14 protein-coding genes are annotated in these 9,239 nt (G+C 64.5%); 7 read left to right on the top strand and 7 right to left on the bottom strand.

Features of this window, described 5'->3' with window-relative positions; all coding sequences use genetic code 11:
- Together ACIQ42_RS11315 and ACIQ42_RS11320 are read left to right on the top strand one after the other, a co-directional pair.
- On the top strand, nt 1-860 hold an 860-nt coding region (locus tag ACIQ42_RS11315), incomplete at its 5' end, for a ribonucleotide-diphosphate reductase subunit beta (protein ID WP_397422289.1).
- A gap of 24 nt (nt 861-884) precedes the next feature.
- On the top strand, nt 885-1,928 hold the full coding sequence (locus tag ACIQ42_RS11320) for a RelA/SpoT domain-containing protein (protein WP_397422290.1): 1,044 nt from the start codon (nt 885-887) through the stop codon (nt 1,926-1,928).
- 666 nt (nt 1,929-2,594) lie between these two features.
- Here the strand turns inward: ACIQ42_RS11320 and ACIQ42_RS11325 are convergent.
- The 6 genes from ACIQ42_RS11325 to ACIQ42_RS11350 form a co-directional block, all read right to left on the bottom strand.
- Nucleotides 2,595-2,912 (bottom strand): hypothetical protein, encoded by a 318-nt coding sequence (locus ACIQ42_RS11325; protein ID WP_397422291.1) that lies wholly within the window; start codon nt 2,910-2,912, stop codon nt 2,595-2,597.
- A gap of 348 nt (nt 2,913-3,260) precedes the next feature.
- The gene (locus ACIQ42_RS11330; RefSeq protein WP_397422292.1) at nt 3,261-3,677 is read right to left on the bottom strand and encodes an endonuclease domain-containing protein; all 417 of its coding nucleotides are present in this window, start codon (nt 3,675-3,677) and stop codon (nt 3,261-3,263) included.
- Nucleotides 3,678-3,721: 44 nt separating this feature from the next.
- On the bottom strand, nt 3,722-4,258 hold the full coding sequence (locus tag ACIQ42_RS11335; protein ID WP_397402235.1) for a 2'-5' RNA ligase family protein: 537 nt from the start codon (nt 4,256-4,258) through the stop codon (nt 3,722-3,724).
- 73 nt (nt 4,259-4,331) lie between these two features.
- Entirely contained in the window at nt 4,332-5,012 is a 681-nt protein-coding gene (locus ACIQ42_RS11340; protein WP_397422293.1) for an HTTM domain-containing protein, read from the bottom strand.
- Nucleotides 5,009-5,488, bottom strand: coding sequence for a hypothetical protein (locus tag ACIQ42_RS11345; protein WP_397422294.1), 480 nt, complete (start codon nt 5,486-5,488; stop codon nt 5,009-5,011). The genes ACIQ42_RS11340 and ACIQ42_RS11345 overlap by 4 nt, the downstream gene beginning before the upstream one ends.
- Before the next feature lie 30 nt (nt 5,489-5,518).
- Nucleotides 5,519-6,043 carry a glycine cleavage system protein R gene (locus tag ACIQ42_RS11350; protein WP_397422295.1) on the bottom strand — a complete coding sequence of 175 codons (525 nt, stop codon included), beginning with the start codon at nt 6,041-6,043 and terminating at the stop codon, nt 5,519-5,521.
- Nucleotides 6,044-6,340: 297 nt separating this feature from the next.
- Here ACIQ42_RS11350 and ACIQ42_RS11355 point away from each other — a divergent pair, with 297 nt between their 5' ends.
- The 4 genes from ACIQ42_RS11355 (at nt 6,341) to ACIQ42_RS11370 (ending at nt 8,207) form a co-directional block, all read left to right on the top strand.
- Nucleotides 6,341-7,096, top strand: a complete 756-nt coding sequence (locus tag ACIQ42_RS11355; protein WP_397422296.1) for a DUF3883 domain-containing protein — start codon at nt 6,341-6,343, stop codon at nt 7,094-7,096.
- 107 nt (nt 7,097-7,203) lie between these two features.
- Complete coding sequence (locus ACIQ42_RS11360) at nt 7,204-7,458, top strand: FitA-like ribbon-helix-helix domain-containing protein (RefSeq protein ID WP_397422297.1); 255 nt, start codon at nt 7,204-7,206, stop codon at nt 7,456-7,458.
- On the top strand, nt 7,455-7,874 hold the full coding sequence (locus ACIQ42_RS11365) for a type II toxin-antitoxin system VapC family toxin (protein WP_397422298.1): 420 nt from the start codon (nt 7,455-7,457) through the stop codon (nt 7,872-7,874). The genes ACIQ42_RS11360 and ACIQ42_RS11365 overlap by 4 nt, the downstream gene beginning before the upstream one ends.
- Before the next feature lie 141 nt (nt 7,875-8,015).
- Nucleotides 8,016-8,207: a type II toxin-antitoxin system HicA family toxin gene (locus tag ACIQ42_RS11370; protein ID WP_397403429.1), complete on the top strand. Its 192-nt coding sequence runs from the start codon at nt 8,016-8,018 to the stop codon at nt 8,205-8,207.
- Nucleotides 8,208-8,209: 2 nt separating this feature from the next.
- Here the strand turns inward: ACIQ42_RS11370 and ACIQ42_RS11375 are convergent, their stop codons facing one another.
- A complete protein-coding gene (locus ACIQ42_RS11375) occupies nt 8,210-8,437 on the bottom strand; it encodes a DUF1902 domain-containing protein (protein ID WP_397403431.1) in 228 nt (75 codons plus the stop codon).
- Between the two features lie 259 nt (nt 8,438-8,696).
- On the opposite strand from ACIQ42_RS11375, the gene rplU reads away from it, so the two are divergent.
- A partial coding sequence (gene rplU, locus ACIQ42_RS11380; protein ID WP_397422299.1) for a 50S ribosomal protein L21 occupies nt 8,697-9,239 on the top strand: 543 nt, incomplete at its 3' end.

Here is a 9,239-nt window from a genome sequence, read left to right on the forward strand (position 1 = left end):
ACCTGCTCACCCAGATCTTCCGCTTCTTCACCCAGTCCGACGTCGAGGTGAACGACAACTACATGGAACGCTACGCCCGCGTCTTCAAACCCACCGAGGTGAAGATGATGCTGGCCTCGTTCTCCAACATGGAGACGATCCACATCGCGGCCTATGCCCTGCTGCTCGAGACCATCGGCATGCCCGACGCCGAGTTCACGGCCTTCCTCGACTTCCAGGCCATGCGCGACAAGCACGACTACATGCAGCAGTTCGGCGTCGACACCCACGCCGACATCGCCCGCACCCTGGCCATGTTCGGCGGCTTCACCGAGGGGCTGCAGCTGTTCGCCAGTTTTGCGATGCTGATGAACTTCCCGCGCCACAACAAGATGAAGGGTATGGGCCAGATCGTCTCCTGGTCGGTCCGCGACGAGAGCCTGCACTGCGAGGGGATCGTCAAGCTCTACCACGCCTTCAACGCCGAGACCGGCGCGGTGACGAAGAGCGTCGCCGACGACATTGTCGACTGCTGCAAGACGGTGGTGAACCTGGAGGACAAGTTCATCGACCTGGCCTTCGAGGCCGGCGAGATCCAGGGCATGACCCCCGACGACATCAAGAAATACATCCGCTTCATCGCCGACTGGCGCCTGCGCCAGCTGGACCTGCCGGAGGTCTACGGCGCGAAGGAAAACCCGCTGCCCTGGCTGCAGAGCATGCTGAGCGGCGTTGAGCACGCCAACTTCTTCGAGGCGCGGAGCACAGAGTATTCCAAGGCCGCGACCCGGGGTCAGTGGCACGGGGATGCCGGTGTGTGGGCGGCGTTTGATGCGGCGCGGGCGAAGCGGGTTGGCGGCGAGGTTGTGGCGGGGGAGTAGGGGGGGTGGAGTGAGTGACTTCTTATGCCATTCGTAGAGCCGGGCGACTACACCCGAGGCGAACTCGACCGGTCTGGCGACAGGATTCGATCTGGCAATCCCACGCTAGATGATCTCACCAAACTTGAAAATTGGCGTGCGGCACATCTATACGTCATCAACACATTTCAGTCATCGCTCAGAGCAAGACGCACGAGAGTTGCGGATGCTGACAGTGTAAAAATTGCTCAAAGACTCAAGCGTAGGCCGACGATTGTAGATAAACTTAGCCGAGAACCGGGGATGTCGCTGTCCCGGATGCATGACATCGCGGGATGTAGGCTCATATTTGACAACATTGCGGCCCTTGACGAATTTCGCGATGGTGTACTGTCAAGCAGTGCCGGTCACAGGCTGGTTGGAACGAAAGACAAGTATGACTATATAAGAGGCCCTAAAGCTTCTGGATACAGAGGTATTCACGACGTTTATGTATATAACGTTCGATCAGCTGGCGGCCAAAAATGGAACGGATTGCGTATCGAGGTTCAATACAGGACGCAAATACAACATGCATGGGCGACCGCCGTAGAAATCAGCGATATTGTAAACTCAACGAGACTAAAATTCAGCGACGCGCATCGAGACATTAGTCGGCTCTTTCTATTGGCAAGCGAGCTTATTTCCCGAAAACATGAGGGGGTGACGGGACCTCTTCCTCTAATTTCTCAGGGTGATCTCGAGCAAGAATTCGTCGACTTGGAAGACAGAATTCATGCGGTTTCGCGCCTTCGAAGGTTGACCTCATCAGATTTTCAAACTTTTGCCAGGCGGGCAAAATTGTTTATCCTAATTAACTACACCTCAGGGCCTAGAGAAGGGACCTTTGAGGCCGAGGGATTCTACGACAATGCGAGTGCAGCCAGTAAATACTCCCAGCTCGAGCGCGAATTGCAGGATGTTGCCGATGTCGTATTGGTCGGATCTAGTCAGCAAGACGCAATTCGACTAGCGTATACAAACTATTTCTCAGATGCATCAGCATTCATCGCGGCTATCGATGGCGCGCTTTCGACCGGACTTCGGTAACAGAAAGTGGGGACGCGAAAGCATTCCAAGCCCATCGCACCTGAAGCCTGCGCCCTCCACCCCCCCTTCCGCCGCTTCGCGGGGGAGTTAGTCGCGCCGTCGCGAGCGCATCGTCAGATGCCTCCCCGCACCAAATCTCACGGATGATGCGAGCCTGACGTCCAGGCCAAGTCAAGGTCGGCGCGCAGCGCCGCCGCGGGGCGGTCGCCCGGAGGGCGAACCTTGAGTTGGCCTGGGCGTCAGGCAAACTGGCTGCCATGAGATCCATGGCCGGGCCTGCGCCGATGCGCGCTTTTTGAGGGGGCGTTTGCCGCATTACCTCCTCGCCCCCGACCCCGCGAATGCGGGGGCAGAGAGGGAGCGGATCGAGGAGAGGGCCAGCTCGTGAAGGGGTGATCCGCCGGCGGGGGTGCGAGGATTTGGGGCGGTGATGCTGGTGGGTCCTTGGCGTCCCATCAGAGTCGCCCAGCCGGCCCTCTCCTCAATCCTCTCCCTCTCGGCGCTGTGCGCCGGGGGAGAGGAGGGGGCGGGTGGCGGGGGCGGTCAGGATGGGTGCTTTCCAGTGACACTTCACTCAACCCCTGTTGGGGGCGGGATGTCGGGCTGTGCGGGACGGATGATGGGCCCTTGACGGCAGATCCGTCTCCCTTCCACCAAGGCGCTGCTCTAGCGGCGCCGGCGCTCGTGGAGCATCACGATCACTTCTGTGAGGGCGCCGCCGGCGTCACGGTCGAACTGGCTCGACAGCCTTTGGGTGATCTCAGGGCCGGTCGCTGGGCGCGCGACCACATCAAAAGAACAGCCGGGTATCGTAGCGTAGTGGTAGACGCAGGTGACGGCGCGAACCGAGATGAGTTGAAACCTGACCCCGGGTTGTCTGGCAAAATTGGCGAAGCGCCAGGCGTAGTCGGACCAGTTCTGCGAGACGTAAGCCTCGACCTCCTCTGAGGGCGGGAGCGGCGGCGGGGTGGCGAGCGCGCGCACGGCAGATCCCGCGCATCCGGCGACGAGCACCGACGCCAATACCGCAGTGAACCGTGTCAGGTATCGTGAGCGCATCGTCGGGCCACCCTTTCGCGGACAGGGTGAGCGTCAGGCACACGGGTTGCAATGAGATCCATGGCCTGGCCTGCGCCGACGCGCCTTTGTCCACGAAGCCCGCGACCCCACCTCCTCGCCCCCGACCCCGCGAAAGCGGGGGAAGAGAGGGAGAGGATTAAGGAGAGGGCCGGCTCGTGAGAACGTGATCCACCGCTGGGAGTGCGAGGATCAGCGGCGGTCCAGCTTTCAGGCCCTCGACATCACGCCAGAGTCGCCCAGCCGGCCCTCTCCTCAATCCTCTCCCTCTCGGCGCTGTGCGCCGGGGGAGAGGCGGCGGGTGTCGCGCGCGTCGAGGATGGTCAGACAAATGCCGTCGCGGTTGGTGAGGACGTCAGAGTTCCAGAAGCGCAGGACGCGCAGGCCGCACCGTTCGATGTAAGCCGTGCGGTGGGTGTCGTAGGCGATCCGGTCGGCGTGCTGGTCGCCGTCGACCTCGACCACCAGGCGGGCGTCGCGACAGAGAAAGTCGAGGATGTAGTGGCCGAGAGGGACCTGGCGTTTCCAGGTCATACCTCCGAGGCGGCCGGCGCGGAGTGCACTCCAGAGGTGCGTTTCGGCGGGGGTGTCCTGGCGGCGCATCGTGCGGGCGCGGTGGAGGATGAGGTTCCGGCCGAGGCTTTTGATCTGGCCCATGAAATCAATGTTCATGTTAAGTTCTGTCGGGTCAAGCGCCTCCTCGCCCCTGCTCGTCCTCACCCGAACCAGCCGGCCTTTGACAGCGGTATCTCGGCCACCAGCCGGATGTCCTGGCCGACGCGGGATTCAACCTCCAGCGCTTCAAAGTGGCCGTGGATGTCGAGGTCGCCCTGGTTGAGGGCGAAGGCCAGTTCGCGGGCGGTGGTATAGTCCGGGGTGGTGGCCACGGTTATATGGGGCAGATAGGGGCTGTCCTGGCGCAGGGCCGGTCTCAGTTTCCCCATATGCAGGGCGTCGTGCAGCTTCAGGATCGCGCCGAAGCCTTCATCCGGGATCAGGAAGACATGGAAGCGGCCGATGGCGGGCTCCGGCACCACCAGGGCTGACCTCAGGCGGAAGCGGATGGGATGAAAGCCCTTGGTGTAGGCCTGGATCGTCTTCACGAAGGCGGCGGGCGCAATGCTCAGGTTCGCGAAGACCAGGGTGAAATAGGGCGAGCCCCGGCTGCCGGCGCGGCGCGAGCGGATGTCGGTTAGCCAGGCCAGATCGGCCTTGTTGAAATGGGGTCGGGCAATGACTTCGAGCGATTCCATATCGGCTCCCCGTGATCACGAATGCATTAGGGGTGTTTGCAGAAGACATGAAACGGGTTCGGCGCCGGCCCCCTCACACCACCCGATCCTGCAGCCACACGATCGCCGGATAGACCGCCAGCCAGGTCCAGAAGAAGCGGTTGAGGCCGAACAGGCAGGCGTTGGCCAGGTGGAAGAGGCCGGCCAGCGCCAGGGCCGCGATCAGTGTCGGCTGGGTAGCCAGGCTGAGCGGGAAGGCCAGTTCCAGCCCGATCACCGCCCAGGACATGGCCCGCATCACGCGCGGCCGGTCGGCCCACCCGCGCAGGGCCTCGCTGACCGGATAGGCGGAAAACCGGAACACGTCGGCCAGCGCCCGGCCCGAGCGCCAGTCGGGGTTGATCAGCTTCACCCCGCCGGCGACGGCGTAGGACAGGGTCAGCTGCAGGCCCAGATAGCCGAAGGCCACCTCCCGCGCGGGCTGGGTGGGCAACAGCTGGGCGGCGATCAGGCACCAGAGCGCCAGCAGCCCCATGCGGTCGCTGCCGCCGTTATAGGGCCCCTGAAACCGCGTCAGGATCAGCAGCGACAGGCCCCCCAGGCCCACCAGCGGCCAGGGCCCCGCCAAGCCTGAGATCACCAGCCCGCACAGCAGGGTCCGCGCCGCAAACAGCCACCGCTCGCGCCGGTCGCCGGCCAGGTGCTCCAGACCCTGCTGGATCAGCGCCAGCGCCAGCAGGATCTCGGTCAGGCGGACCGCGGCTTCCAGGGTCATGGGGCGACGAGGTCCGCGCGGCGGCGGGGCGGGGCGGTGAACAGGGTCTCGCGCACCAGGTCCCCGCCCTCGCGCCGGATGAAGACCAGGCGAAACCACAGCCAGGGCGCCAGCCCGGCCGCATCCGGCGCGCGGGCCAGCTCGGCGGCGATGCGGCGGAAGATCTCGTCCTCACTGTGGGCGGTGGGCTGGTCGACCAGCCGCTCGGCGCAGCTCACCAGGAACAGGGTCTCGTTCCAGCGCGGGTTCCAGAATAGCCGCCCCAGCATCGCCAGCGGCGGGAGGCGTGCGGGCCGGGGCCGAAATTCCTGCCAAACGCCAGGCGCCGCCTCGGGCGCCGGGCCGAGCGCAAACTCGATCCGGGGCGAGGGCGCGATCACGTCGAAGAACTTCCACGACGGAACCAGCGCCGGCAGGAGCAGCCTGAGCGCCTTCAGCATGACCGGCAGGATGGGAGGGTTCGGCGGCGGCGGCAACGGGCCCGCGTGAGCCCCGCCACCCGGTCTTCAGTGCGCCTCTGCCGTCATCAGGGAGATATCCACCATGATCTCGCCCGAGATGGCCTCCAGCGCGATCTGGACGTCCTGCGCCGTCACGCCGGCGGGCAGCCGCAACCGCGCCTCCAGGTGGAACAGCGGCGCTCCGGAATAGGGCTCGGCGCTGATGCGGGTCTCGAAGGCGTCGATGTTGACGTCCAGCACGGTCAGGGCGCCGGTCACCTGGCGCACGATCCCCGGCCGGTCCTGACCGACCAGGCTGAACGACACCACCTCGCCCGCCTCGCCCGTGTCCTCCAGCGCCGGCGCGATCCGCACGTCCAGTCCCTGGACGTCCACCGACGTCACCGCCGCCCGCAGGGCCTCGACGTGCTCCGGCGTCAGTTCGACCCGCACCGAGCCCACATAAAGGCCGCCCAGCCGGCTCAAATGGCTCTCCAGCCAGTTGCCGCCCGCCGACAGCACCGCATCCGCCAGCGCCTGGGTCAGGCCCGGCCGGTCGCTGCCGATCACGCTCAGGATCAAGGTCGCCATCTCTGCACTCACAGCCTCGGGGTCCAGCCCCGCGCCTGTACCCGCCACGCCCGCCCGGCGTCGTCAAGCGGTGCGATGACGCGGCTGGCGGCGAGGGAGATTTATTCGGGCCGTTTCGGCGCTGATGGGGGAATAGAGTGAGCGGCAAGGGAGGGGGCAGTCCGCGACCCCGACCCCTTGACGCCATCGCCGGACCCGCCATCCTCATTCTTGGAGGCGCACGTGGCCGAAATCGACTCAAATCGGCCGGACTGAAGTGACGCCGAGCTCGATCTCATCGTTGCTGACTACTTTGCCATGCTGGCCCTCGAAGAGGCCGGACAGCCCTACGTTAAGGCGCACCATCGGGCCCGTCTCGGCCAACAGATCAACCGGTCCTCAAAATCCATCGAGTTCAAGCACATGAACATCTCCGCCGTGCTGGCGGAGATCGGCGAGCCGATCATTCGCGGCTATCGTCCTATGGCCAACTATCAGGCCGCCATCCTCGACGCGATTGAGCGCCGTCTCACCACCCAGTCACCGCTCTGGGTTCCGAGCGTCTCCGGTCAACTGGCCGAACCAGCCATGCCGTTTCTCGAGCCTGCGCCCCCACTGCAGCCGCCCCGCGAACGCCCCGCCATCCTCGAACGCTTCGTCGCCAAGTTCGATGCCGGCGCTCGCGACTTCCGCAACCGCCAACTGGGCAAGGCCGGTGAAGAGATGGTCTTCCACTTCGAGCGCCAGCGCCTGCTGGACGAAAATCGCCCCGACCTCGCCCGCAAAGTCCGCTGGGTGGCCGAGGAAGACGGCGACGGCGCCGGCTATGACATCCTGTCTTTCGACCGCGACGGGGGCGAGCGTCTGGTGGAAGTGAAAACCACCCGCGGCAACCAGACCACACCATTCTTCCTCACCCGCAATGAACACGCCCTGTCTGAGGAGCGCACCGACGCCTTCAAACTGATGCGCCTCTACGCCTTTGCCCGCGACCCCCGGATGTTCGAACTCACCCCGCCGCTGGGCGAGGCTGTGCGGCTGTCGACGCACACGTATCAGGCGCGGTTTTCTTGAGGGCGAGAATCCCGTCGACTTGATAGCCTTAGCCCAACGATCGTCACGCCGGAGTGGATTCCTTTTCTCATCTTTCCAATTGATATCGAAAAGACAAAACCGCCATCATGCCCGCCGTCACCATCCGCAACCTCTCCGACGAAACTCACCGCGCCCTGAAGGTCCGGGCGGCGACCCACAATCGCAGCACGGAAGCCGAAATCCGCGCCATCCTTGAGACCGCCGTTCGGCCGGCGGATCGACTGCGGCTCGGCAGCGCGCTGGCCGATATCAGCCGCAAGGCAGGCCTCACCAACGCCGATGTGGACGCCCTCGATCAGGCCCGGGACACAACTCCTGCCGAGCCCCTGACCTTCGGATGATCCTGCTCGACACCAATGTGGTCTCCGAGGCGATGAAGCCCGGGCCGGACCCGGCTGTCCGCGACTGGCTCGACGCCCAGGCGGCCGAGACGCTTTATCTTTCCAGCATCACCGTCGCGGAGCTGATCTTCGACATCGGCACGCTTCCGAAAGGCAGACGCAAGGATAGCCTGGCCGCCGCGTTACATGAGGTGTTGGCGCTTTTCGCGGGCAGGATCCTGTCATTCGATGCCGACGCTGCCCGCTGCTATGGCGATCTGGCGGTCAGGGCGCGCGCCGCCGGCAAGGGCTTTCCGACCCCGGATGGCTATATCGCCGCCATCGCCGCCGCCCACAGCTTCGAGGTGGCTTCCCGGGACACCAGCGCGTTTGCGGCGGCGGGTCTCATGGTGATCAATCCCTGGAGCGACCTTTGAAATTGAGCGGCAATTTTCCCGGTCAGCCGTTGATCACCCATTGATATCGCTGGTGTATAGACTGGTGAAGCCCGGTCCATGCCTCACAAAGCATCGGACTGCCACCTGGGATCACAACAAGCTAGGCCATCTCACCCGTCTATGCCCACCTATTACCCCGACCTCCTTAAACTCATGCGGGCGCATGGCTGCGAGCAGCGGCCCGGTGGCAAGGGCAGTCATGAAAAGTGGTGGAGTCCGATCACCGGCCGCGTCGTCATCGTGCCCCGCACAAAAAGCCGCCACACGGCCAACAGCGTCCTGAAGGACCTGGGTATCGACGCCAAATTCTAGGCTCAGGCGACCGCCACTTCTCGGGCGCCCTGGGCGCGGAAGTCGATCAGGATGCGGGCGTCGTGAATGCCGACGTTCTCGGCTAACATTTCAGGGGCCAGCGCCATGGCCAGTTCTTCAAACTCACCGAGGGACTCGGCCTCAACATGGAGGCCTGGAATATTGCTCTCGGAGACCCAGACGCCAGCCTCGGCGTCCCATGTCGCAGCTACAAAGTATGAGGTCGGCATTGGCGTTCCAATCGGTCCCTCACTCTGATGGGGACGGCTTCGGCGTGTCAAGAATAGCCACAATGAATGCGGCGGCTTAAGGACAGGTTCAGGAACGGGTGTCGAGCGCATAGCGCGCCGCCGGAATTGCCCCTTGCTCCCACCCTCGCCGTTGACTCACACCAATCCGGCTGTATAACCGCCCACCTCTCGCCCGTGAGCCATCTCTCGGGCGCGTTTTCTATTGCAAACACACACTTTAGTACCGAAGGCGCGAACGATGTACGCGGTGATCAAGACCGGCGGCAAGCAGTACCGGGTCAGCCCCGGCGACCTGCTGGTGGTTGAAAAGCTCGAAGGCGAACCCGGCGCGGCCGTGGCGTTTGGCGATGTGCTGATGCTGGGCGACGGCGAGGCCGTGACGGTCGGCGCTCCCCTGGTGGACGGCGCCTCCGTGGCCGCGACCCTGGTCGAGACCCGCAAGGGCGAGAAGGTGAAGATCTTCAAGAAGATCCGCCGTCAGGGCTATCGCCGCACCCGTGGCCATCGCCAGCACGAGAGCGTGCTGCGCGTGGTCGGCATCACCGCCAACGGGACCGAGACCAAGTGGGACGGCGTGGTGGACATGACCACCAAGGCCGAGCTTGACGCCCGCGCCCGCGGCCTGGACTTCGCGACGCTGAACCTGCCCTGGCAGAGCAAGGCCGAGAAGGCCGCCGCCGCCAAGGCTGTCGACGCGGCCCCGGCTGTCGAAGCCGCCGCCGAGGCTGCTCCGGCCGCTGCACCCAAGAAAGCTGCTGCGCCGAAGAAGGCCGCCGCCAAG

Origin of the sequence: Phenylobacterium sp. (assembly GCF_044372605.1) — a bacterium.
In the GTDB taxonomy this organism is placed as follows: Bacteria; Pseudomonadota; Alphaproteobacteria; order Caulobacterales; family Caulobacteraceae; genus Phenylobacterium.